This window comes from Klebsiella sp. Q11 (assembly GCF_964241505.1).
Taxonomy (GTDB): domain Bacteria; phylum Pseudomonadota; class Gammaproteobacteria; order Enterobacterales; family Enterobacteriaceae; genus Klebsiella; species Klebsiella michiganensis.
The window spans coordinates 94602-117137 of the sequence record NZ_CAXSXW010000013.1; the positions used below are offsets into that span (position 1 = coordinate 94602).

Genomic DNA, 22536 nt, shown 5'->3' on the forward strand with positions numbered 1-22536 from the left:
GAAATAAATAGCGTGATATGGCCGGCAGTATTAGGACGGGCGAAAAAATGAAATGTGATAGCCATCGCTATTTCTGCGGAAGGAGCGAGAAGAAATGTGTCCGAAATCACAGATGCACTGCGGGAAAAAAGGACGTTGTGAGAACGGCGACAGATTACTTATGTCGATGCTGTTTTGCCCTACGGCGATCGATAATGACTGTGTTCAGATAGCATTCCCATTTCATCTCAGGAAATCCTATGAACATTTTTCTTTCAAACTGGCATCCGCACGCAGATGGTATTACTCGCGACACTGAGATTTTTCAAAAAGCGCTGGATACCTTATCGCAAGCGGGCGGCGGTACGCTGGTGGTGGAAAGTGGAAAATATTACCTTGGCGGGTTACGCATGGGGTCAAACACCTGCCTGTGGTTGTCACCCGGTGCAGAACTCATCGTCAGCGATAATTATGCTGACTTCACCCAGGCGGTGGCCTTAAGCCGCGCAGAGTGCTCAGACCGGGCTTTCCTCTATGCCCAGGATGCCGAAAATATCTCGATTTGTGGGGGCGGTACTATTTACGGTAATGCCGATGGTTGGTTCTCCTCATCGGTTGATGATATGGGCTATCGCACGCCCGCCGAACAGCGGCCGCGCATGATTCTTCTGGAAAATTGCCAGCGGGTCAGGCTGGAAAATATCTGTATACACCATGCGCCGATGTGGACAATTCATCTTGTTTCATGTTCACAGGTGGTGATTGATGGCATTACCGTCGATAACGATCTGACAATGGCAAATACTGATGCGCTGGATATCGATAGCTGTCAGCAGGTACACGTTGCTAATAGTTTTTTTAGTGCGGCGGACGATGCAATTTGTCTGAAAACCACCGATAAACCGGCGGCTATCCAACGTCCTCTACGTCAGGTGACGATCGTCAATTGTACCCTGCGCTCAAAAAGCTGCGCTTTTAAAATCGGCACGGAAACCTGGCAAGATATTGAAGATATTGTGGTCAGCAACTGCACTATCTATGATTCGAATCGCGGTATCGGCCTGATTTCACGAGATGGCGGCCGGCTACGAAGAATGCTCTTTACCAGCATGACTTTTGAGTGTGTGGCGGCGCCAGCCTGTCACTGGGGGGAGGCGGACCCGATTTTCCTCTCCGCGCGCCGCAGGAATCCGCAGATCGAGCCCGGTGAGATTACGCAAATCCAGTTTCGTGGGCTTTGCGGAGAATGTGAAGGCGCCATCAATATGCACAGTGAAACCCCTTCCATGATCAACCGAATACGACTCGAGAGTATTCAGCTTACCCAGCGACTGCATTGCCACGGTTGGCAGGGGAATTATGATATTCGTCCGCCGTGTAATCCTCTTTCGCCAACGGGAATGGGTATCGATAACGCCTGGTGCCTCAACCCAGAAACGGGAAAGGCCTGGGGAGTCGAACCCTATCCCGGAGGGCTACCCGTCCTGTTTGCGCAGGGGGTTTCCGATTTAGTCATCACAGAACTTGATTGGCAGCGTCCAGTTCCCCTACCGGCAGGCTGGAATACGCAAGCGCTGTGTCTGGAAAAATGCGAGCGGTCATCCGTGCGGGAAACCTGAGCTAATGAAAAACGCCTCCAGCGGACGCCAGAGGCGGGGAAGTTTACTCTTCTGCCGCATATCCCTGCGGTGGAAGAGGAACATTATCAAGCCAGGCTTCGTTTCCTTCCGCGCGCAGGCGGCCGTCGACAAACCAGCTGATAGCCAGGGGATAGATATCGTGCTCCTGCGCCTGTACGCGGGCGGTAATGTCGTCCTCGGTATCTTCAGCGAAAACCGGTACCTTTGCCTGCAGAACCACCGGACCTCCGTCCAGCTCATCGGTCACAAAATGCACCGACGTCCCGTGCTCCTCATCGCCATTTTCCAGCGCCTGACGATGGGTGTGCAGCCCCGGATATTTTGGCAGCAGGGAAGGGTGGATATTCAGCATGCGCCCCTGGTAGTGGGCGACAAAAGCCGGGCTAAGAATACGCATGTAGCCGGCGAGAACCACCAGATCCGGCGCGTAAGCATCGATCTCGTGCATCAGCTCGCGGTCGAAAGCTTCCCGGTTGGCAAACTGGCTGGCGGCGAGCGCGTGAGCCGGAATATTGGCCGCGCGCGCGCGCTCAAGGCCGAACGCGTCGGCCTTGTTGCTGAAGACTGCACGCAGGGTGCCGTTGATTTTTTTCCGGGCGCAGGCGTCAATAATCGCCTGCAGGTTGCTACCGTTACCGGAAATCAGCACCACGATGTTTTTCATTCAATGACCACACGCTGTTCGGAATCAGAGGCTTTGATATACCCTATTTTCCACGCGCTTTCACCTTTGTCGTTCAGGAAGGCAATGGCTTTATCCGCCTCTTCCGCCGGCAGCGCGATGACCATGCCGACGCCGCAGTTAAAGGTGCGATACATTTCGTGGCTGCTAACGTTACCCGCGGTTTGCAGCCAGTTGAACACGTCCGGCCACTGCCAGGAGGATTCATCAATGACCGCCTGGGTGTTGTCCGGCAGCACGCGCGGGATGTTTTCCCAGAAGCCGCCGCCGGTCAGGTGGGCGATGGCGTGCACGTCAACGTTGGCGATCAGGTCGAGTACGGATTTCACATAAATGCGGGTCGGCGCCAGCAGATGGTCGGCCAGCGGCTTACCGTTGAGATCGGTGGTTTGCGGGTCAACGCCGCTGACTTCGATAATTTTGCGCACCAGAGAGTAGCCGTTAGAGTGCGGGCCGCTGGAAGCCAGCGCCACCAGTACGTCGCCATCGGCCACTTTGCTGCCGTCGATAATTTCTGATTTTTCTACCACCCCAACGCAGAAACCGGCCACGTCATAATCTTCGCCGTGGTACATGCCCGGCATTTCCGCCGTCTCGCCGCCCACCAGCGCGCAGCCTGACTGCAGACAACCTTCGGCAATGCCGCTGATTACGCTCGACGCAGTATCGACATCCAGTTTGCCGGTCGCGTAGTAATCAAGGAAGAACAGCGGCTCTGCGCCCTGAACCACGAGGTCGTTTACGCACATAGCGACCAGGTCGATACCGATAGTGTCGTGACGCTTGAGGTCCATCGCCAGACGCAGCTTGGTGCCGACGCCGTCGGTGCCGGAGACCAGAACCGGTTCGCGATACTTCTGCGGCAGCGCGCACAGCGCGCCGAATCCGCCCAGTCCACCCATCACTTCCGGGCGGCGGGTTTTCTTCACCACGCCCTTAATACGGTCGACGAGAGCGTTGCCTGCATCAATATCCACGCCGGCATCTTTATAGCTGAGAGAGGTTTTATCGGTCACTGCGAAGTCTCCACGCGTTTGCGGTAGCAATAAAAAACGGCGCAATTCTAACAGGGATAGCAAACGTTTGCGAGCCTGCTTTGCAGCCGATGTAAAACGGCCGTTAAGTGCGCAAATTTGATACTGTTCACGAAAATGAAACCGGGTACATTCTTCTGCTTGCCAGCGTTGTCGGGAATAATCATCATGCCAGTGAAACCGGTTTCTTTCCTGATTTCTGGAGAGATAAACCGCGAATGTGATGGATTCTGGAGGAAAGCTGAGGATGAACATTGCCGCATTTGATATCGGTGGCACGGCGTTAAAAATGGGGGTAATGACGCGCGAAGGCACGCTGCTGGAGAAAGGAAAGCAGAACATCGTCGACAGCGACGGCGACCAGATCCTGCAGGCGATGCTGGCGTGGATCGCCGCTCACCCGGCGTGTGAAGGGGTGGCAATCAGCGCGCCCGGCTACGTTAACCCGCACACCGGCTTTATCGAAATGGGCGGCGCCATCCGTAAATTCGATAACTTCGCCATCAAGCGCTGGCTTGAGCAGCAGGTTCGCCTGCCCGTGGCCATTGAGAATGATGCTAACTGCGTGCTGCTGGCCGAGCGCTGGCGGGGTAAAGCCGCCGACATGAGCAACTTTCTGGTCCTGACCATCGGCACCGGCATCGGCGGGGCGATTTTCTGTAATAACCAGCTGGTCCACGGCGCGCGCTTCCGCGCCGGCGAGTTCGGCTATATGCAAACCGCGCGTCCGGGCACCCGCGATGTGCGGCGCTATTCGATGAACGAAAACTGCACGCTGCGCGTGCTGCGCCATCGCTACGCTGAACATATCGGCAAGGCGCTGGATGACGTCACTGGCGAAGAGATTTTTGACCGCTACGATGCGGGCGACGCCACCTGTCGACGTCTGGTCGCTGAATTCTTTAACGGCCTGGGTACCGGGCTTTACAACCTCGTCAACTTATTCGACCCGCAAACGATTTTGATCGGCGGCGGGATTGTGGAACGACCGGGCTTTCTGGCGCTGCTGCGCGAACATCTGGCCTGGTTTGGCATTGCGGAATATATCGACACCGTCAGCCACGGCAACGATGCCGGGCTGGTAGGCGCGGTTTACCATTTCAATCAGCAATACCGGTCGCAGAGCGGCGACTGCGCATAGGGAGAGAACATGTCCGGATTTAAAGAAGGTTTTCTGTGGGGCGGCGCGGTGGCGGCGCATCAGCTGGAAGGCGGCTGGAAAGAGGGCGGTAAAGGGGTGAGCGTCGCCGACGTGATGACCGCAGGCGCGCACGGCGTACCGCGCGAAATCACCGATGGCGTGCTGCCGGGGAAAAACTACCCCAACCACGAAGCGATCGATTTTTATCATCGCTATAAAGACGACATTCGGCTGTTTGCCGAAATGGGCTTCAAATGCTTCCGCACCTCTATTGCCTGGACGCGCATCTTTCCGCTGGGCGATGAGCAGGAACCTAACGAGGCCGGGCTGCAGTTTTACGACGACCTGTTCGATGAGTGCCTGAAGCACGGTATTGAGCCGGTGATTACGCTCTCCCACTTCGAAATGCCGTACCATCTGGTGACGGAGTACGGCGGCTGGCGTAACCGTAAACTGATTGATTTCTTCGTCCGCTTTGCCCGGGTGGTATTTACCCGCTACCAGCACAAAGTGAAGTACTGGATGACCTTCAATGAGATCAATAACCAGGCCAACTTCCACGAAGATTTTGCGCCGTTCACCAACTCCGGACTGAAATATCTGCCGGGGGAGGACCGCGAGCCGGTCATGTTTCAGGCGGCGCACTATGAGCTGGTCGCCAGCGCGCTGGCGGTTAAAGCCGCCCGCGAAATTAACCCGTCATTGCAGATTGGCTGCATGATCGCCATGTGTCCGATTTACCCGCTGAGCTGCGCGCCCAACGACATGATGATGGCGATGAACGCCATGCATCGCCGCTACTGGTTTACCGACGTTCACGTGCGCGGCCGCTATCCGCAGCACCTGCTGAACTACTTCGAGCGTCGCGGTTTTGCGCTGGACATCACCGAAGAAGACCGCGTGGCGCTGACTCAGGGCTGCGTCGACTATATCGGCTTTAGCTACTATATGTCGTTCGCCACGAAAGCAACGGATGATAATCCGCAGCTGGATTACGATGAAAGCAAGAGCCTGGTTTCCAACCCGTACGTGCAGAAGTCAGACTGGGGCTGGCAGATTGATCCGGTAGGGCTGCGCTACTCCCTGAACTGGTTCTGGGATCATTACCAGCTGCCGCTGTTTATTGTGGAGAACGGCTTTGGCGCCATCGACGTGCGCGAAGCGGACGGCTCGGTGGATGACCAGTATCGTATTGACTACCTTTCCGCCCATATCGCCGAAATGAAAAAAGCGGTTGTTGAGGATGGCGTCGACCTGATGGGCTATACCCCGTGGGGCTGTATCGACCTGGTTTCCGCGGGAACCGGTGAGATGAAAAAACGCTACGGCTTTATCTACGTGGATAAAGATAATGAGGGCAACGGCACGCTGGCACGTAGCCGTAAGAAATCTTTTGCCTGGTATCAGCAGGTTATCGGCAGCAACGGCGAAAATCTATAAACGGCCGTAAAGCCCCATTCAGCCCCGCCTTCGCGGGGTTTTTTTATTTTGTCTTATACTGGCTCAGGCAGCGTAAAGCATTTTGGTTGATCCCGGTCAAACATATCGGCTATGGCGTAAAAGGGAAAAGGCGGTATAATCCGGCGATTTTTTTTGTGGCTGCCCCTCAGAGGAGAAAGAGAATGAAGATCGTGGAAGTGAAACACCCACTCGTCAAACACAAGCTGGGCCTGATGCGTGAGCACGACATCAGCACCAAACGCTTCCGTGAACTCGCCTCAGAAGTTGGCAGCTTACTGACTTATGAAGCAACTTCCGATCTGGCGACCGAAAAAGTCACCATCGAAGGCTGGAACGGCCCGGTAGAAATTGAGCAGATCAAAGGCAAGAAAATTACCGTAGTGCCGATTCTGCGCGCGGGTCTGGGGATGATGGAAGGCGTGCTTGAGCACGTGCCGAGCGCGCGCATCAGCGTGGTGGGCATCTATCGTAACGAAGAGACCCTTGAGCCGGTGCCTTACTTCCAGAAGCTGGTATCCAACATCGACGAACGCATGGCGCTGGTGGTTGACCCGATGCTGGCGACCGGCGGCTCCATGATCGCCACCATCGACCTGCTGAAAAAAGCGGGCTGCTCCAGCATTAAGGTGCTGGTTCTGGTGGCGGCGCCGGAAGGCATCGCCGCGCTGGAGAAAGCGCATCCGGACGTTGAGCTGTACACCGCGTCCATCGACCAGGGCCTGAACGAGCACGGATACATTATTCCGGGGCTCGGCGACGCCGGCGATAAGATTTTTGGTACGAAATAAATGATGAAGTAGAAAAAGCCGACTTTGAGAGTCGGCTTTTTTTTGAATAAAACACACCAACAGCAATCAACAAACGACTCTCAGAGGAAAATGCCATGACGCGCCGTGCTATCGGGGTGAGTGAAAGACCGCCGCTTTTACAGACAATCCCGCTTAGTTTGCAACATCTGTTCGCCATGTTTGGCGCAACGGTACTGGTGCCCGTTCTGTTCCATATCAACCCGGCCACGGTACTGCTGTTTAACGGCATCGGAACGCTGTTATATCTTTTCATCTGCAAAGGCAAAATTCCGGCTTATCTCGGATCGAGCTTTGCGTTTATCTCCCCGGTGCTGCTTCTGCTGCCGCTGGGCTACGAAGTCGCTCTCGGCGGCTTTATCATGTGCGGCGTGCTGTTTTGTATCGTCTCCTTTATTGTCAAAAAAGCCGGAACCGGCTGGCTGGACGTGATGTTCCCACCGGCGGCGATGGGCGCGATTGTCGCGGTTATCGGCCTGGAGCTGGCGGGCGTGGCGGCGAATATGGCCGGTCTGCTGCCCGCTGACGGGCAATCGCCGGACAGCAAAACCATTATTATTTCGATGGTGACGCTGGCGGTGACGGTTTTCGGTTCGGTGCTGTTCCGCGGTTTCCTGGCGATTATCCCGATTTTAATCGGCGTCCTGGTCGGCTACGCGCTCTCCTTCGTGATGGGCGTCGTCGATACCACGCCCATCGCCGAGGCCCACTGGTTCGCGCTGCCGACCTTCTACACCCCGCGCTTTGAATGGTTTGCGATTTTCACCATTCTCCCCGCCGCGCTGGTGGTGATCGCCGAGCACGTTGGACATCTGGTAGTCACGGCCAATATCGTCAAAAAAGATCTGATCCGCGATCCGGGCCTGCATCGTTCAATGTTTGCCAACGGCCTGTCTACGGTGATCTCCGGCTTCTTTGGCTCCACGCCAAACACCACCTACGGCGAGAACATTGGCGTGATGGCGATCACCCGCGTCTACAGCACCTGGGTTATCGGCGGCGCGGCGATCATCGCGATTCTGCTCTCCTGCGTCGGCAAGCTGGCGGCGGCGATCCAGATTATCCCGCTGCCGGTAATGGGCGGCGTCTCGCTGCTGCTGTACGGGGTTATCGGCGCTTCGGGTATCCGCGTGCTGATCGAATCTAAAGTTGATTACAACAAGGCGCAGAACCTGATTCTGACCTCCGTTATCCTGATCATCGGCGTCAGCGGGGCAAAAGTGCATATCGGCGCCGCCGAGCTGAAAGGCATGGCGCTGGCGACCATCGTTGGCGTCGGGCTGAGCCTGATCTTCAAACTGATTAGCGTGCTGCGTCCGGAAGAGGTGGTTCTCGACGCTGCGGATAGCGAAGAAGCAAAACATTGATCCTTATACCGGGCGGCGATCCTGCCCGGTTCTCTCCTTGCGTATTTCTGTGCTAAACTCTCCGCGTTTTTCTGCAAGCCTATGTTGAGGTCCATCTGAACGCACCGGCACAGCTCTCTTTGCCACTGTATCTTCCCGATGATGAAACTTTCGCGAGTTTCTGGCCGGGCGATAACCCTTCTCTTCTTGCCGCCCTTCAGAACGTGCTGCGGCAGGAACATAGCGGATACATCTACATCTGGTCACGCGAAGGGGCGGGGCGCAGCCATCTCCTGCACGCGGCCTGCGCGGAGCTCTCCCAGCGCGGCGATGCGGTGGGCTACGTACCTCTGGATAAACGGACGTGGTTTGTTCCTGAAGTGCTGGACGGGATGGAGCACCTGTCGCTGGTTTGTATCGATAATATTGAGTGCGTAGCGGGCGATGAACTGTGGGAAATGGCGATTTTCGACCTCTACAACCGCATTCTCGAGTCCGGTAAAACCCGGCTGTTGATTACCGGCGACCGACCGCCGCGCCAGCTCAAGCTTGGCCTGCCGGATCTGGCTTCGCGTCTTGACTGGGGGCAAATCTACAAGCTGCAGCCGCTGTCGGATGAAGACAAACTCCAGGCGCTTCAGCTTCGCGCCAGACTGCGCGGTTTCGAAATGCCGGAAGACGTCTGTCGGTTCCTGCTTAAGCGGCTGGATCGCGAAATGCGTTCGCTGTTTATGACGCTCGATCAGCTCGATCGCGCTTCCATTACCGCCCAGCGCAAGCTGACCATTCCTTTCGTGAAAGAGATCCTCAAGCTTTAGCGGGCCGCGGCCTGAGGATCAACAACTTAGTTAACGATTTCCAGAACCTGCTCCGGCGGGCGACCGATACGGGCCTCGCCGTGGCTAACGACGATAGGCCGTTCAATCAGCTTTGGATTATCAACCATCGCCTGGATCAGCGCATCTTCGCTCAGCTGCGGGTTAGCGAGATCGAGGGATTTATAGAGATCTTCTTTCTGGCGCATTAAGTCGCGCGCGCTGGTCATCCCCAGCATCTTCAGCAGCTGGCGCAGCGTGGCGGCATCCGGCGGCGTCTCCAGATAGAGCACCACTTCGGGATCGATGCCGTTAGCCTTCAGCAGGCTCAGCGTGTCGCGACTCTTGGAGCAGCGCGGGTTGTGATAGATTTTGACCGTATCGGACATGAGGTCTCCTTACATTTTCTGGTACGGTTTGAAGCGTTCCTGCAACTGACGCAGCTGATCGATACGCGCATCGTAGCGGGCCTGCTGCAGGCTGCCTAATTTTACCTGTGAGCTGGCGCTGCTGAGCAGGGTAATGGCCTGATCGAGTCGGCCAACCAGCGCCATGCCTTCCGCTCGGGCTGCCAGCTCCTGATCGCGATTTCCCAGTTTAGCTTCCGCTTGCGCCAGCAAATCCCAACCATTGACGTCATCTTTATTATTGAAGGTATAGCGGTTAAGGATCGTCGCCGCTTCCCCCGGCTTCCCGCCTTCCAGCAGGGCGTTGGCGAGGTTGAGCTGCAGCACCGGATTAGTACGCAGCTCGCGGGCGCCCTTCAGGCGATTAATCGCGTCTGTGGCTCTCTTTTGCCCGAGATCGATATCGGTCGCCAGGTCAAGGTACCAGGCGTTCTGCGGTTCGGCGCTCAGCAGCGGCTGCAGCGTTTTGCGCGCCAGATCGTAATTGTTATTGCCCATGGCCAGCAGCGCGCGGCCGTACTGGGCGGCGTGCTGCTCGCGAATATTGCCTTTTTCCCAGCTGCTCAGCAGGTCGTTGCCCAGCTTATTGTCGCCGGAGGTGTACATGCCCAGCGTTCTGGCCTTCGCCAGGTAGAAGTCAGCGGAGGACTGCACGACAACCGGGCGCATCTGGTTCGCACGGTTGCGGGCGTCGGCGAGACGGCTTTCCGGTAAGGGGTGGGTCAGCAGCATTTCCGGCGGCCGGGTGGAGTAGCGCGACTCGTCGAGCAGCTTACCCATAAACGCCGGCATCGCCTGCGGGTCGAACCCGGAGCGCTGAAGGACCTGAATGCCAATGCGGTCGGCCTCTTCTTCGTTTTGACGGGTAAAGCTGATCAGCCCCTGCTGGCTGCCCGCCAGGGTGCCGGTCAGCGCGGCCATCCCGGCCTGCGGGCTGGCCATCGCCAGCAGAATCGAGCCCAGCGCGCCGACCCAGGTCAGCGGAGCGTTACGCTTTTGGTCTTCCATCGCGCGGGCGAGATGGCGCTGGGTGACGTGAGAAATTTCGTGCGCCATTACCGACGCCAGCTCGCTTTCATTATCCGAGTAGCGGAACAGGGCCGAGTGCAGTACGACGTTACCGCCGAAGAAAGCAAAGGCGTTTATTTGATCGTTATTAATCAGATAAAAGTGGAACGGGGTGCGAACGGAATTGGCGTGCGACACCAGGCGCATGCCTAAACCGTTAATATACTGCACCAGCAGCGGATCGTTGATTAACGGCGCGCTGCCGCGCAGCTGGCGCACGTAGTAATCTCCCATCTGCATTTCCTGGCCGATGGAGAGCGTGCTTCCTGCGGAGGTGCCCATGTCCGGCAGAGTGTCTGCGGTATCGGCAAAAGCAGGTAATATTGAACCCAGCGTCAGCGACGCTATGACGGTCGCCACCAGCGTTTTCTTCAACTGCCTGAACATAACCTCTGTCCTGTAATGTAGGTGTGCCAGTTTGACCGATTGTGCGGCGTAATGTTCCCTGACCGCAAGCAGGTCCAGCGAGTTTAGCCGTCGTTCGCGGCGTTGCAAATATGATATTCATCCGGCCAGTAATGTTTGTGGTTTTACCCATAAAAAGCGAAGTCTTTTTTGTGACATTTCGATACAATTCCTGAGATTGTTACAGCTCCGCTCTTCAGGGAAGGGTTTTATGCTCCAGATGTTAATGCAGTGGTACCGTCGTCGGTTCAGCGACCCGGAGGCGATAGCGCTGCTGGTCATTTTGCTGGCTGGGTTCGGCATTATGTTTTTCTTCAGCGGCCTGCTGGCACCTTTGTTAGTGTCGATTGTTCTGGCCTATCTGCTGGAGTGGCCCACCGTCAGACTGGAGCGTATCGGGTTTTCACGTACCTGGGCCACCTCGGTCGTTCTGATTCTGTTTGTCGGCATTCTGCTGCTGATGGCGTTTGTGGTGATGCCGGTTGCCTGGCAGCAGGGCATTTATCTGATTCGCGATATGCCCGGGATGCTGAATAAACTTTCCGATTTCGCCGCCACGGTGCCGCGCCGTTATCCGGCCCTCATGGATGCCGGCATTATCGATGCGATGGCGGAGAATATGCGCAGCCGGATGTTAACCGTCGGCGACTCGGTGGTGAAATATTCGCTGGCCTCCCTGGTCGGGCTGCTGACCCTGGCGGTCTATCTGGTGCTGGTGCCGCTGATGGTTTTCTTTCTGCTGAAAGATAAAGAGCAGATGCTTAACGCCGTACGCCGGGTGCTGCCGCGCAACCGCGGCCTGGCCGGGCAGGTATGGAAAGAGATGAACCAGCAAATTACCAACTATATTCGCGGTAAGGTGCTGGAAATGATCGTCGTCGGCGTGGCGACGTGGATTGGCTTTATCCTTTTTGGCCTCAACTATTCGCTGCTGCTGGCGGTGCTGGTAGGGTTCTCGGTATTAATCCCCTATATCGGCGCGTTTGTGGTCACCATTCCGGTGGTGGGCGTGGCGCTGTTCCAGTTTGGCGCGGGAACCGAGTTCTGGAGCCTGTTTGCGGTGTACCTGATTATTCAGGCGTTGGATGGCAACCTGCTGGTGCCGGTACTCTTCTCGGAAGCCGTTAACCTGCATCCGCTGGTGATTATTCTGTCGGTGGTTATTTTTGGCGGTCTGTGGGGATTTTGGGGAGTGTTCTTCGCTATCCCGCTGGCGACGCTCATCAAAGCGGTGGTGCACGCCTGGCCGGATGGCCTGATAGTGGAAGACGAGCATTAGCGCGAAGCCGCAAGGAATGCCCTAAAAAAGACGCCGGGTGGTTGAGAACGACCCGGCGTCTTGCGTTTGTCTTAGCGTCAGGCGTTTTCTTTCAGCCAGTTCAGCACCACGTCGTGGTGATTGCTGGTTTTGAAATCATCAAACACATGTTCGATTTTGCCGTTGGCGTCGATGAGGAAGCTAATACGATGGATACCGTCGTAGGTTTTCCCCATAAAGGTTTTTTCACCCCAGATACCAAACTGCTCGCATACCTGATGATCTTCATCAGACAGCAGAGTGAAGTTCAGCAGCTCTTTTTCGGCGAAACGGGAGAGTTTTTCTGGTTTATCCGTACTGATACCCAGTACTTCAACGCCTGCTTTTTTCAGGTCGTCCATATTATCGCGTAAACCGCACGCCTGTACGGTGCAGCCCGGGGTCATGGCTTTCGGATAAAAATAAACCAGAACACGCTGTCCCTGGAAGTCGGTCAAATTTACTTCCTCGCCGTCCTGGTCCGGTAAGCTAAATTTCGGTGCAATATCACCGGCTTTCAGTGGGTTCATCACTCAAACTCCATCCTGTTCATCATGCTGTGAATAATTAACAATGTTAATACTGCCTTGTGCATTCAGTTCTGTACATAGGGCTTTGAACGCTTGTTCGATATTTGATGCATTTTGCGTAGTCGGGCTGTGGGCGGTGATTTGAATAAAAAGCTGTGCTGACTCGTCGTCCGCTCCGGGCTGAGTGCGGGAAACCAGCTCGGCAATGTTCATTTTCCATGTATCGCACAGCGCCGTAAACCGCTCAATGATATGCGGCGAATCCGGCACCTCAACCTGAACCCAGACGGTGTTCTGCATCGCCTGAGGCGGTCTCGCGGTTGTACGCTTCATCACGATAAGCAGATCCAGCTCGGCGCCTTTCAGCGGCAGAGTGGATTCAATCAGGTTAATTGCATTCCACGAGCCGGAAAGCAGCATGATAAACGTAAACTCATCGCCAAGCATGGCCAGCCGACTGTCTTCAATATTACAGCCGCAGCTGCTGACGTGACGAGTGATCGTATTCACGATGCCTGGGCGGTCAGCACCCAACGCGGTAATAACCAGATAGTGTTGTAATGAGGCTGTCAAACCTGTTCTTCCTTTAAAAAGGTGAGGTAACGTTAGGAAAGCATAAAAAAAACCGGCATACAACATCCCTGATGGCATCGGGTCTCTTGCTTTTATTACGACTCCAAACGTAACATTGAGAATCTTGTCCCACTTATGCTCTGAGGATGGCCCATGTTTACGGGAAGTATTGTAGCGCTTGTCACGCCAATGGATGAAAACGGCAACGTCTGCCGGTCAAGCCTGAAAAAACTGATTGATTATCATGTCGCCAGCGGAACCTCGGCGATCGTTTCGGTAGGGACTACCGGAGAGTCCGCAACATTGAGCCATGAAGAGCATGGTGATGTGGTGATGCAGACGCTGGAGCTGGCCGACGGGCGTATCCCGGTCATTGCCGGTACCGGTGCAAATGCAACCGCAGAGGCGATTAGCCTGACCAAGCGATTTAACGATAGCGGCGTGGTTGGCTGCCTGACGGTAACGCCGTATTACAACCGTCCGACCCAGGAAGGGCTGTTCCAACACTTTAAAGCTATCGCAGAACATACTGACCTGCCGCAAATCCTGTATAATGTGCCGTCCCGTACCGGTTGCGATATGCTGCCTGAAACCGTTGGTCGTCTGGCGGAAATTAAAAATATTATCGGTATTAAGGAAGCGACGGGGAACTTAAGCCGCGTTCATCAGATCAAAGAGCTGGTTTCAGATGACTTTATTCTGCTGAGCGGCGATGACGCGACCGGAATGGACTTTATGCAGCTTGGCGGTCATGGCGTGATTTCCGTAACGACAAACGTTGCGGCGCGCGAAATGGCCGAGATGTGCCGACTGGCGCTAGCAGGTCAATTTGCCGAAGCTCGTGCGATTAACCAGCGTCTGATGCCATTGCATACCAAATTATTTGTCGAACCCAACCCTATTCCGGTCAAATGGGCCTGTAAGGCGTTGGGTCTTGTGGCGACCGATACGCTACGCCTGCCGATGACCCCGATTACCGAAAACGGTATTAAGGTTGTGACCGCAGCGCTGAAGCATGCCGGTTTGCTGTAAAGTTTAGGGAGATTTGATGGCTTACTCAGTACAGAAGTCGCGCCTGGCGAAGGTTGCGGGTGTTTCGCTGGTTCTACTCCTCGCGGCCTGTAGTTCTGACTCGCGCTACAAGCGTCAGGTGAGCGGCGACGAGGCCTATTTGCAGGCTACGCCGCTTAGTGAACTTCACGCGCCAGCAGGGATGATCCTGCCGATTCAGGTGGGTGATTATAATATTCCGGTTGCGACCAGCACCGGTAACACTGGCAAAGCCCTGGACATTCGTCCGCCGGCCCAGCCACTGGCGCTGGTCAGCGGCGCGCGTACGCAGTTTAACGGTGATACCGCGACGCTGATGGTGGAAAACGGACGCAGTGGTTCGCTGTGGGCGCAGGTGGCAAGCATCGTGCAGTCGAAAAACTACACTATCGCGAAACGCGACGATGCCAGCCAGACGCTGAATACCGACTGGGTCGAATGGAATCGCCTCGATGAAGACCAGCAGTATCGTGGTCGCTATCAAATCTCAGTTAAGCAGCAGGGCTATCAGCAGGCGGTGATCGTGAAGCTGGTGAATCTGGAGCAGGCGGGTAAACCTGTTGCCGATCCGGCTTCGCTGCAGCGCTACAGTACCGCCATGCTGAACGTCATCTCCGAAGGTCTGGATCTGAACGCCACCAGCGCGCAGAACGCCGCGCAGAAAAACGCCGGGGCGACCTTCGACGTGCAGAGCGGCGCTGATGATACCGGCCTGCCGATGCTGATCGTTCGCGCGCCGTTTAACCTGGTGTGGCAACGCCTGCCGGGCGCGCTGGAAAAAGTGGGCATGAAGGTCACCGATAGCTCTCGTTCTCAGGGCAGCTTCTCCGTCACCTATAAACCGCTTTCCGACAGCGGCTGGACCGATCTGGGCGCCCGCGACCCGCAGCTGGTTTCCGGCGATTATAAACTGCAGGTCGGGGACCTCGATAACCGCAGCAGTCTGCAGTTCATCGACCCGAAAGGCCATACGCTGACGCAGTCGCAAAATGATGCCCTGGTCGCCGTATTCCAGGCCGCATTAAGTAAGTAATTAACAGGGCTGGAGCAATCCGGCCCTTTTTAATGTATAGTGACGCAAACGTGTGCGTCGGCAGAAAAGCACAAATTTTTATCGTTAATCATCACTGGAGTGACAAAGATGCAAAAGCAAGCTGAGTTGTATCGTGGTAAAGCGAAGACGGTATACAGCACCGAAAACCCGGATCTGTTGATACTCGAATTCCGTAACGATACGTCAGCAGGGGACGGCGCTCGCATTGAGCAGTTCGATCGTAAAGGCATGGTGAACAACAAGTTCAACCATTTCATTATGAGCAAGCTGGCGGAAGCGGGTATCCCGACCCAGATGGAAGCGCTGTTGTCCGATACCGAGTGTCTGGTTAAAAAGCTGGATATGGTGCCGGTGGAGTGCGTGGTGCGCAACCGCGCTGCCGGTTCGCTGGTGAAACGCTTAGGGATTGAAGAGGGCATCGAGCTGAACCCGCCGCTGTTCGACCTGTTCCTGAAGAACGACGCCATGCACGACCCGATGGTCAACGAATCCTACTGTGAAACCTTTGGCTGGGTGAGCAAAGAGAACCTGGCGCGTATGCAGGAGCTGACCTACAAAGCTAACGATGTGCTGAAAAAGCTGTTTGACGATGCGGGCCTGATCCTGGTGGACTTCAAGCTGGAGTTCGGTTTGTTCAAAGGCGAAGTGGTGCTGGGGGATGAATTCTCTCCGGACGGCAGCCGTCTGTGGGATAAAAAAACCATGGATAAAATGGACAAAGACCGCTTCCGCCAGAGCCTTGGCGGCCTGATTGAAGCCTACGAAGAAGTCGCTCATCGCCTGGGCGTGAAGCTCGACTAATCCCCTGACGCCAGAAGAAGTTTTCTTCTTCTGGCGCTCTTCTTGCTGTTTCCTGTGGTAATCCTCCGCTGAACCGCCTACGATCTTATTCATTGGTTAATATGATGAATTGAGGTGCTTATGCGCTGGCAAGGACGTCGCGAGAGCGACAATGTGGAAGATCGTCGTGGTCAATCTGGTTCACCGATGGGCGGCGGAGGCGGTTTTCGTCTCCCCAGCGGTAAAGGCGGCATTGTACTGCTGATTATTGTTCTGGTGGCGGGCTATTACGGCGTGGATTTAACCGGCATGCTGACCGGCGAGCCGGTATCTCAACAGCAAACCACCCAACGCTCCATTAGCCCGCAGGATGAAGAGGCCGCGAAATTCACGAAGGTGATTCTGGCGGACACGGAAGATACCTGGGGCGCTATTTTTAAAGATATGGGCCGTCAGTATCCGCAGCCCAAACTGGTGATGTACCGCGGCGCGACGCGGACCGCCTGCGGCACCGGTCAATCGGTCATGGGGCCTTTTTACTGCCCTGCGGACAGCACGGTGTATATCGACCTGTCATTCTACGATGAGATGAGAAACAAGCTTGGCGCCGGCGGCGATTTTGCGCAGGGCTACGTTATCGCCCACGAGGTTGGCCATCACGTACAAAAGCTGTTGGGTATTGAATCGAAAGTGCGCCAGCTGCAGCAAAACGCTTCGCAGGCGGAAGCGAACCGTCTGTCGGTAAAAATGGAGCTACAGGCGGACTGTTTTGCCGGCGTCTGGGGCTACAACATGCAGAAGCAAGACTACATGGAGACCGGCGATCTGCAGGAAGCGCTGAATGCCGCAGAGGCGATTGGCGACGATCGCCTGCAGCAGCAGAGCCAGGGGCGCGTCGTGCCGGACAGCTTTACCCACGGAACGTCGCAGCAGCGCTATACCTGGTTTAAACGCGGTTTCGATAGCGGCGACCCGGCGCAGTGCAACACCTTCGGCAACGCGCTGTAATGCTCTGCTGTCATGGATGAACTGCGTCACCTGACGGCGCAGATGGCGCGCGAAGGCGTTCGTCGTCTGCTGGTTCTCAGCGGCGACGATGCCTGGACCCTGCGTCAGGCGCAAAGAGTACGTACCGCGCTGGCCGGAGACGGGCTGTGGGTCGGCCCGCGTCCGATGCCCGAGCCGTACGTCTCGTCTGCTGCCCTGAAATCGCTGCTGGGCCGCGAATTCCAGCACGCCTTTTTCGATGCCCGCGAGGGTTTTGATGTGGCGGCCTTTGCCGCATTAGCCGGTACGCTGCGCGCCGGAAGCTGGCTGGTATTGCTCACCCCCGACTTTGCGCAATGGCCGGCCCGTCCTGATGCGGATTCTCTGCGCTGGAGCGACGCACCCGACCCCATCCCTACGCCGAATTTTGTTTATCGTTTTTGCCAACAGATTAGTGCGGATAACGCGTCCATTCTCTGGCGGCAGGGCAATGAACTTGCGGTGCCCGCGTTACCCGTGCGCCCGCCATGGCATCCCGCCGACGGACATCCGCAGGCGGAGCAGGCTGTCGTGCTTGCCGAACTGGCCCGGTTCCCTCCCGGTATTGCGGCGCTAACCGCCGAGCGCGGGCGAGGCAAGTCCGCGCTCGCGGGAATGCTTATTCGCCATCTGGGGGGAGATGCCATCGTCACGGCACCGGCGCGGGGAGCAGCGGAGGTGATGGCGACATTCGCCGGGGAGGCTTTCCGCTTTATGGCCCCCGACGCATTGCTGGCTTCCGGCTGCACCGCCGGATGGCTGATTGTCGATGAGGCCGCGGCCATCCCCGGGCCGCTGCTGCGCCAGCTTGTCTCCCGCTTCCCGAGGACGCTGTTGACCACTACCGTTCAGGGGTACGAGGGGACGGGACGCGGCTTTTTGCTTAAGTTTTGCGCCAGTTTTGCGCACTTACGGCAGTTTAGCCTGACGACGCCCATCCGTTGGGCAAGCGGCTGCCCGCTGGAGGCAGCGATTGCGCGGCTGCTGCTGTTCAACGACGAGACCTTTCAGCACGCGCCAGGCGGCGATATCGCGCTGGAAAGCGTCAGCCAGGAGAGCTGGCGGCGACAGTCTGCGTTACCGGAAGCGATGTATCAGCTGCTCTCCGGGGCCCACTATCGCACGTCGCCGCTGGACCTCCGGCGCATGATGGATGCGCCGGGGCAGCATTTTACCTGCGCCCGCGGCGGGGAGCGCATCGCCGGAGCGCTATGGCTGGTGGAGGAGGGCGGTCTTGAGCCGCCGCTTAGCCAGGCGGTGTGGGCCGGCTATCGCCGTCCGCGCGGCAATCTGGTGGCGCAGTCGCTGGCGGCGCACGGCGGTAGCCCACTGGCGGCTACGTTGGCGGGGCTGCGCATCAGCCGTATTGCCGTGCATCCGGCTCGCCAGCGCGAAGGGCTGGGGCAGCGGCTGGTGGCCCGGGCGGCGTCGCAGGCTGCGGACCGGGATTATCTCTCGGTGAGTTTTGGCTACACGCCTGAGCTGTGGCGTTTCTGGCAGCGCTGCGGTTTTACGCTGGTGCGGCTGGGCACGCATCGGGAAGCCAGCAGCGGCTGTTACACCGCGATGGCGCTCTATCCTCTCAGCGAAGCGGGCCATCGCCTGGCAAGCGAAGAAGCCCAACGGCTGCAGCGCGACGAATTCTGGCTGCGCGAGTGGCGAGATGAACCTGTGCCGCTGACGGCGCTGAAAGCGACTATTCTTACTGAAGAAGACTGGCTGGAGGTGGCGGGTTTTGCTTTTGCCCATCGTCCGCTGCTGACCTCGGCGGGTAGCCTCAATCGCCTGCTTATATTGGTGGAGCTGCCGCTTCCGGCGCTGCGGGCCCGCCTGCAGCAGCAGGATGAGGCCGCGCTTTGCCGGACGTTAGGTTTATCCGGACGGAAAGCGCTGCTGGCCAGGCTGCGCGAAGAGGCGGCGCAGGCGCTGCTCAGCCTGGATGAAAACCGCGCCAACGACCTGCGCCGGCAGGTTAAAATGCTGCAATTTTTTTAACTAACTCCTTCAGTTAAATGGCATGGTCATATTTCGCCTGCGGCGTAAACTTCCTTGCAGACATTAAGGAGACAGCCATGAAACACGATCATTTTATTGTTCAGAGCCCCGCGACACCTGCACAGCAACTGCTGCTGCTGTTTCATGGCGTCGGCGATAACCCGGTGGCCATGGGGCAAATCGGTAGCTGGTTTGCGCCGCTGTTTCCCGATGCGCTGATTGTCAGTATCGGCGGCGCTGAGCCGTGCGGTCCGCCTCCGGGACGCCAGTGGTTTTCCGTGCAGGGCGTTAGCGAAGAAAATCGCCAGCAGCGGGTGGATGCCATCATGCCGACCTTTATTGAAACGGTGCGCTACTGGCAACAGCAGAGCGGCGTCAGCCCGCAGGCGACGGCGCTGATCGGCTTCTCACAGGGGGCGATTATGTCGCTGGAGAGCATTAAAGCCGAGCCGGGTCTGGCATCGCGGGTGATCGCCTTTAACGGCCGCTATGCGACGCTGCCGGAGACCGCGACGACCGCGACCACTGTTCACCTGATCCACGGCGGTGAAGATCGGGTGATCGATCTGGCGTGGGCGGTAGCGGGGCAGGAGGCGCTGCAGCAGGCCGGCGGTGACGTGACGCTGGATATTGTTGAAGATCTGGGGCACGCGATTGACGATCGCAGTATGCAGTTTGCCCTCGATCATCTGCGCTTTACCGTACCGAAGCATTATTTCGATGAAGCCCTCAGCGGCAGCACGCCGAAAGACAGCGATATTATTGAACTGCTGTGATAATAAACCCGGAGGCGGCGCGATGCGCCTGTCCGGGCTACCGGACCTGCAGACGAGCTGGAAACCCGTAGCCCGGGCAAGGCGCGTTAAGCGCCGCCCCCGGGAAAAGAGCGCAGAGTGGGATATTTTTCCGGAGGCGATGCTGCGCATCTGTCCGGGCTACCGGCCCGCAGACGGGGGGGAACCCGTAGCCCGGGCAAGGCGCGTTAAGCGCCGCCCCCGGGAAAAGAGCGCAGAGTGGGGTAATTTCCCGGAGGCGATGCTGCGCATCTGTTCGGGCTACCGGCCGGTAGACGAGCTGTAAACCCGTAGCCCGGGCAAGGCGCGTTAAGCGCCGCCCCCGGGAAAAGAGCGCAGAGTGGGATAATTTCCCGGAGGCGATGATGCGCATCAGTCCGGGCTACTTGACCCGCGTCGAACTCGCCGGGCGATTGCTTTATGGCAATCCGCAGTAAGATGTTACTTCTTCTTCGACGGGTCGTTCTTCGGCCAGTCGTCATCGTCGTCCCACTTGTCGTTGAAGTCGCGATGCGGCGGCAGATCCGGTTTATTGTTGAGAAATTTTTTGTGGTCAACGCGGGTCAGATCTTTAATCACGTTGATCATCACGCCCACCAAAAATACCAACACCAGAACCCACCAGTATTTCGTTAGCCAATCCATGCGCTTACCTCTTCTCTATTGATGCCGTCAGGCGACCAGCTGTTCCATTATGCGTTGGTACATCCGCGCCAGCAGCTGGAGGTCGGCGGCATTCACACACTCGTTTATTTTATGAATGGTGGCGTTCACCGGCCCCAGTTCAACCACCTGCGCGCCCATACGCGCGATAAAGCGACCGTCGGAGGTGCCGCCGTTGGTCAGCAGCTGCGGTTTTATTTCATTATAGTGCTCAATGGCGTTAACCACCGCATCAACCAGCTTACCGCGGCTGGTCAGGAACGGCTGGCCTGAGAGCCACCAGTCGACGCTGTAGCGCAGCGCGTACTTCTCCAGCAGCGCCACGACGTGCGCTTTAATCATTTCGTCGGTCAGCTCGGTGCTAAAGCGGAAGTTGAACTGGACGAACATATCGCCGGGAATCACGTTGTTGCTGCCGGTGCCGGACTGCACGTTAGCGATTTGCATACTGGTCGGCGGAAAGAACTCGTTGCCCTTATCCCATTCGATATTCACCAGCTCCGCCAGCATCGGCGCGGCGCGGTGCACCGGGTTATCGGCGAGATGCGGATAGGCCACGTGCCCCTGCACGCCGTGAATGGTCAGGTTGCAGGTCAGCGAGCCGCGACGGCCGTTTTTCACCACATCGCCGACGACTTCGGTGCTGGACGGTTCGCCGACCAGGCAATAATCCAGGCGCTCGTTGCGCGCCATCAGCGCTTCAACAACCTTAACGGTGCCGTTTTTGGCGCTGGCTTCTTCATCAGAAGTGATCAGGAAGGCCAGACGACCTTTATGATTCGGATACTGAGCGACAAAACGTTCGGCGGCGACGACCATTGCCGCGAGCGAGCCTTTCATATCCGCGGCGCCGCGGCCAAACAGCATGCCGTCGCGAATGGTGGGTTCAAAGGGGGGATTAATCCAGCGATCGGCGTCCCCCGACGGGACGACATCGGTATGGCCGGCAAACGCCAGCGTTTCCCCGCGCCCGCGCCAGGCCCAGAAGTTTTGGGTATCCCCGAAATCCATCGGTTCAACGGTAAAGCCAATCGCACGCAGACGTTCAATCATTAACGCCTGGCATCCCGCATCATCGGGGCTGAGGGAAGGGCGGCGAATAAGCTGCTGAGCCAGCTCAATGACCGGGCAAGACATAGACTACACCTCGTTAAACTGCTGATAACTTGATTCACTGAAACCCAGCAGCATAGGCTGACCGGGCGCGCAGAGCAATGGGCGTTTAATGATTGCCGGCATTTCCAGCATCAGTTTTGCCGCAGCGTCGGCGTTATTGATACCGGCGCGGACCGTTTCATCCAGCTTGCGCCACGTCGTCCCCCGGGTGTTAAGCAGGGCTTCCCAGCCGAGTTCAGCGATAAAGCTATCTAATAAAGTGCGATCCAGACCATCGACACGATAATCATGAAAGCGATATTCTATCTGCTGCGTCTCCAGCCAGCGGCGAGCCTTTTTTATGGTGTCGCAGTTTTTTATCCCGTACATGGTAAGCATGATTAAACCTTTTCCGTTGAATTAAACGATTGGCTAAGAATGTTCCGAATATATAAGCCCTGAATAAATAATACGTGAAATGCTTTAATAAATATCGTTTTTTCCCGTCGGGATATATTCATCGTTACATTTTGACCGTTTTTTAAACGCCCCCTGACGGCGTTTCCTGGCCTCAAGGCGGATTCCGGTGATTCAGGCTGATGAACAAATGTTGCTAAATGTTGCTGTTGGTCACATTAAAATGCGCAAAATCGGCTCATAGTACTTACGAATGAAAGAGAACGTTCCGCAGGGGGTAATGAAAGTTATCAGTACGATAGCGCAAACAGGCTTTTAACCATCAATGAATTTGCATAAAATCACCCATAATAATAAGAGAGGCTATTATGATTGAACACGAACTGGGGAACTGGAAAGACTTTATCGAAGGCATGCTTCGTAAATAGTTTTCCGCAATAAAAGCATGGCGATTTCACAGGCAGAATAATAATGCAGT

At 56.6% G+C, this 22536-nt stretch carries 23 protein-coding genes; 14 read left to right on the forward strand and 9 right to left on the reverse strand.

Features of this window, described 5'->3' with window-relative positions:
• Positions 1-239 precede the first annotated feature (239 nt).
• Positions 240-1598 (forward strand): glycoside hydrolase family 28 protein, encoded by a 1359-nt coding sequence (locus ACESQ2_RS20395; RefSeq protein ID WP_046878249.1) that lies wholly within the window; start codon positions 240-242, stop codon positions 1596-1598.
• A gap of 43 nt (positions 1599-1641) precedes the next feature.
• On the opposite strand, the gene purN is transcribed toward ACESQ2_RS20395, so the two are convergent.
• Together purN and purM are read right to left on the reverse strand one after the other, a co-directional pair.
• A complete protein-coding gene (purN, locus tag ACESQ2_RS20400; RefSeq protein ID WP_004853109.1) occupies positions 1642-2283 on the reverse strand; it encodes a phosphoribosylglycinamide formyltransferase in 642 nt (213 codons plus the stop codon).
• Positions 2280-3317: a phosphoribosylformylglycinamidine cyclo-ligase gene (gene purM / locus ACESQ2_RS20405; RefSeq protein WP_046878248.1), complete on the reverse strand. Its 1038-nt coding sequence runs from the start codon at positions 3315-3317 to the stop codon at positions 2280-2282. Before purM ends, purN begins: the two co-directional genes overlap by 4 nt.
• A gap of 265 nt (positions 3318-3582) precedes the next feature.
• Between purM and bglK the strand changes: the two genes are divergently transcribed.
• The 5 genes from bglK (at position 3583) to ACESQ2_RS20430 (ending at position 8907) form a co-directional block, all read left to right on the forward strand.
• A complete protein-coding gene (gene bglK, locus ACESQ2_RS20410; RefSeq protein ID WP_014230345.1) occupies positions 3583-4476 on the forward strand; it encodes a beta-glucoside kinase BglK in 894 nt (297 codons plus the stop codon).
• 9 nt (positions 4477-4485) lie between these two features.
• Positions 4486-5916: a 6-phospho-beta-glucosidase gene (locus ACESQ2_RS20415; RefSeq protein ID WP_025106615.1), complete on the forward strand. Its 1431-nt coding sequence runs from the start codon at positions 4486-4488 to the stop codon at positions 5914-5916.
• A 182-nt stretch (positions 5917-6098) separates the two neighbouring features.
• The gene (upp, locus tag ACESQ2_RS20420; RefSeq protein ID WP_004123492.1) at positions 6099-6725 is read left to right on the forward strand and encodes a uracil phosphoribosyltransferase; all 627 of its coding nucleotides are present in this window, start codon (positions 6099-6101) and stop codon (positions 6723-6725) included.
• Positions 6726-6820: 95 nt separating this feature from the next.
• Positions 6821-8110: a uracil permease gene (gene uraA / locus ACESQ2_RS20425; RefSeq protein ID WP_004853099.1), complete on the forward strand. Its 1290-nt coding sequence runs from the start codon at positions 6821-6823 to the stop codon at positions 8108-8110.
• 95 nt (positions 8111-8205) lie between these two features.
• Positions 8206-8907 (forward strand): DnaA inactivator Hda, encoded by a 702-nt coding sequence (locus ACESQ2_RS20430; protein WP_211800913.1) that lies wholly within the window; start codon positions 8206-8208, stop codon positions 8905-8907.
• 26 nt (positions 8908-8933) lie between these two features.
• On the opposite strand, the gene arsC is transcribed toward ACESQ2_RS20430, so the two are convergent.
• Both arsC and bepA read right to left on the reverse strand, forming a co-directional pair.
• Complete coding sequence (gene arsC / locus ACESQ2_RS20435; RefSeq protein ID WP_046878247.1) at positions 8934-9293, reverse strand: arsenate reductase (glutaredoxin); 360 nt, start codon at positions 9291-9293, stop codon at positions 8934-8936.
• Positions 9294-9302: 9 nt separating this feature from the next.
• Positions 9303-10766 carry a beta-barrel assembly-enhancing protease gene (bepA, locus tag ACESQ2_RS20440; protein ID WP_046878246.1) on the reverse strand — a complete coding sequence of 488 codons (1464 nt, stop codon included), beginning with the start codon at positions 10764-10766 and terminating at the stop codon, positions 9303-9305.
• A 229-nt stretch (positions 10767-10995) separates the two neighbouring features.
• Here bepA and ACESQ2_RS20445 point away from each other — a divergent pair, with 229 nt between their 5' ends.
• Complete coding sequence (locus tag ACESQ2_RS20445; RefSeq protein WP_004123481.1) at positions 10996-12063, forward strand: AI-2E family transporter; 1068 nt, start codon at positions 10996-10998, stop codon at positions 12061-12063.
• Between the two features lie 77 nt (positions 12064-12140).
• On the opposite strand, the gene bcp is transcribed toward ACESQ2_RS20445, so the two are convergent.
• Complete coding sequence (bcp, locus tag ACESQ2_RS20450) at positions 12141-12611, reverse strand: thioredoxin-dependent thiol peroxidase (protein ID WP_004104423.1); 471 nt, start codon at positions 12609-12611, stop codon at positions 12141-12143.
• Positions 12612-12614: 3 nt separating this feature from the next.
• On the reverse strand, positions 12615-13184 hold the full coding sequence (locus ACESQ2_RS20455; protein WP_046878245.1) for a glycine cleavage system transcriptional repressor: 570 nt from the start codon (positions 13182-13184) through the stop codon (positions 12615-12617).
• A 153-nt stretch (positions 13185-13337) separates the two neighbouring features.
• Here ACESQ2_RS20455 and dapA point away from each other — a divergent pair, with 153 nt between their 5' ends.
• The 6 genes from dapA (at position 13338) to ypfH (ending at position 19865) form a co-directional block, all read left to right on the forward strand.
• Entirely contained in the window at positions 13338-14216 is an 879-nt protein-coding gene (gene dapA, locus ACESQ2_RS20460) for a 4-hydroxy-tetrahydrodipicolinate synthase (RefSeq protein WP_004853086.1), read from the forward strand.
• 16 nt (positions 14217-14232) lie between these two features.
• The gene (gene bamC / locus ACESQ2_RS20465) at positions 14233-15267 is read left to right on the forward strand and encodes an outer membrane protein assembly factor BamC (protein WP_004853085.1); all 1035 of its coding nucleotides are present in this window, start codon (positions 14233-14235) and stop codon (positions 15265-15267) included.
• A 108-nt stretch (positions 15268-15375) separates the two neighbouring features.
• The gene (purC, locus tag ACESQ2_RS20470; RefSeq protein ID WP_004104417.1) at positions 15376-16089 is read left to right on the forward strand and encodes a phosphoribosylaminoimidazolesuccinocarboxamide synthase; all 714 of its coding nucleotides are present in this window, start codon (positions 15376-15378) and stop codon (positions 16087-16089) included.
• Between the two features lie 120 nt (positions 16090-16209).
• Positions 16210-17076, forward strand: coding sequence for a neutral zinc metallopeptidase (locus ACESQ2_RS20475; RefSeq protein ID WP_014839185.1), 867 nt, complete (start codon positions 16210-16212; stop codon positions 17074-17076).
• A 12-nt stretch (positions 17077-17088) separates the two neighbouring features.
• Positions 17089-19089 carry a tRNA(Met) cytidine acetyltransferase TmcA gene (locus ACESQ2_RS20480; protein ID WP_224260686.1) on the forward strand — a complete coding sequence of 667 codons (2001 nt, stop codon included), beginning with the start codon at positions 17089-17091 and terminating at the stop codon, positions 19087-19089.
• A gap of 77 nt (positions 19090-19166) precedes the next feature.
• Positions 19167-19865, forward strand: coding sequence for an esterase (gene ypfH / locus ACESQ2_RS20485; RefSeq protein ID WP_004853078.1), 699 nt, complete (start codon positions 19167-19169; stop codon positions 19863-19865).
• A gap of 459 nt (positions 19866-20324) precedes the next feature.
• On the opposite strand, the gene ACESQ2_RS20490 is transcribed toward ypfH, so the two are convergent.
• From ACESQ2_RS20490 to ACESQ2_RS20500, 3 genes are read right to left on the reverse strand one after another with little or no spacing between them, the layout of a single operon-like run.
• A complete protein-coding gene (locus ACESQ2_RS20490) occupies positions 20325-20528 on the reverse strand; it encodes a YpfN family protein (protein ID WP_004123464.1) in 204 nt (67 codons plus the stop codon).
• A 27-nt stretch (positions 20529-20555) separates the two neighbouring features.
• Entirely contained in the window at positions 20556-21683 is a 1128-nt protein-coding gene (gene dapE / locus ACESQ2_RS20495; RefSeq protein ID WP_373171176.1) for a succinyl-diaminopimelate desuccinylase, read from the reverse strand.
• A 3-nt stretch (positions 21684-21686) separates the two neighbouring features.
• Complete coding sequence (locus ACESQ2_RS20500) at positions 21687-22040, reverse strand: ArsC family reductase (RefSeq protein ID WP_014839182.1); 354 nt, start codon at positions 22038-22040, stop codon at positions 21687-21689.
• Between the two features lie 386 nt (positions 22041-22426).
• Here ACESQ2_RS20500 and ypfM point away from each other — a divergent pair, with 386 nt between their 5' ends.
• Positions 22427-22486 (forward strand): protein YpfM, encoded by a 60-nt coding sequence (ypfM, locus tag ACESQ2_RS20505; RefSeq protein WP_100181659.1) that lies wholly within the window; start codon positions 22427-22429, stop codon positions 22484-22486.
• Positions 22487-22536 lie beyond the last annotated feature (50 nt).

Coding starts and splice junctions, on each gene's coding strand:
- ACESQ2_RS20395 (WP_046878249.1), top strand. CDS start 240: ATGAACATTTTTCTTTCAAACTGGCATCCGCACGCAGATGGTATTACT.
- purN (WP_004853109.1), bottom strand. CDS start 2,283: ATGAAAAACATCGTGGTGCTGATTTCCGGTAACGGTAGCAACCTGCAG.
- bglK (WP_014230345.1), top strand. CDS start 3,583: ATGAACATTGCCGCATTTGATATCGGTGGCACGGCGTTAAAAATGGGG.
- ACESQ2_RS20415 (WP_025106615.1), top strand. CDS start 4,486: ATGTCCGGATTTAAAGAAGGTTTTCTGTGGGGCGGCGCGGTGGCGGCG.
- upp (WP_004123492.1), top strand. CDS start 6,099: ATGAAGATCGTGGAAGTGAAACACCCACTCGTCAAACACAAGCTGGGC.
- uraA (WP_004853099.1), top strand. CDS start 6,821: ATGACGCGCCGTGCTATCGGGGTGAGTGAAAGACCGCCGCTTTTACAG.
- arsC (WP_046878247.1), bottom strand. CDS start 9,293: ATGTCCGATACGGTCAAAATCTATCACAACCCGCGCTGCTCCAAGAGT.
- bepA (WP_046878246.1), bottom strand. CDS start 10,766: ATGTTCAGGCAGTTGAAGAAAACGCTGGTGGCGACCGTCATAGCGTCG.
- ACESQ2_RS20445 (WP_004123481.1), top strand. CDS start 10,996: ATGCTCCAGATGTTAATGCAGTGGTACCGTCGTCGGTTCAGCGACCCG.
- bcp (WP_004104423.1), bottom strand. CDS start 12,611: ATGAACCCACTGAAAGCCGGTGATATTGCACCGAAATTTAGCTTACCG.
- dapA (WP_004853086.1), top strand. CDS start 13,338: ATGTTTACGGGAAGTATTGTAGCGCTTGTCACGCCAATGGATGAAAAC.
- bamC (WP_004853085.1), top strand. CDS start 14,233: ATGGCTTACTCAGTACAGAAGTCGCGCCTGGCGAAGGTTGCGGGTGTT.
- purC (WP_004104417.1), top strand. CDS start 15,376: ATGCAAAAGCAAGCTGAGTTGTATCGTGGTAAAGCGAAGACGGTATAC.
- ACESQ2_RS20475 (WP_014839185.1), top strand. CDS start 16,210: ATGCGCTGGCAAGGACGTCGCGAGAGCGACAATGTGGAAGATCGTCGT.
- ACESQ2_RS20480 (WP_224260686.1), top strand. CDS start 17,089: ATGGATGAACTGCGTCACCTGACGGCGCAGATGGCGCGCGAAGGCGTT.
- ypfH (WP_004853078.1), top strand. CDS start 19,167: ATGAAACACGATCATTTTATTGTTCAGAGCCCCGCGACACCTGCACAG.
- ACESQ2_RS20490 (WP_004123464.1), bottom strand. CDS start 20,528: ATGGATTGGCTAACGAAATACTGGTGGGTTCTGGTGTTGGTATTTTTG.
- dapE (WP_373171176.1), bottom strand. CDS start 21,683: ATGTCTTGCCCGGTCATTGAGCTGGCTCAGCAGCTTATTCGCCGCCCT.
- ACESQ2_RS20500 (WP_014839182.1), bottom strand. CDS start 22,040: ATGCTTACCATGTACGGGATAAAAAACTGCGACACCATAAAAAAGGCT.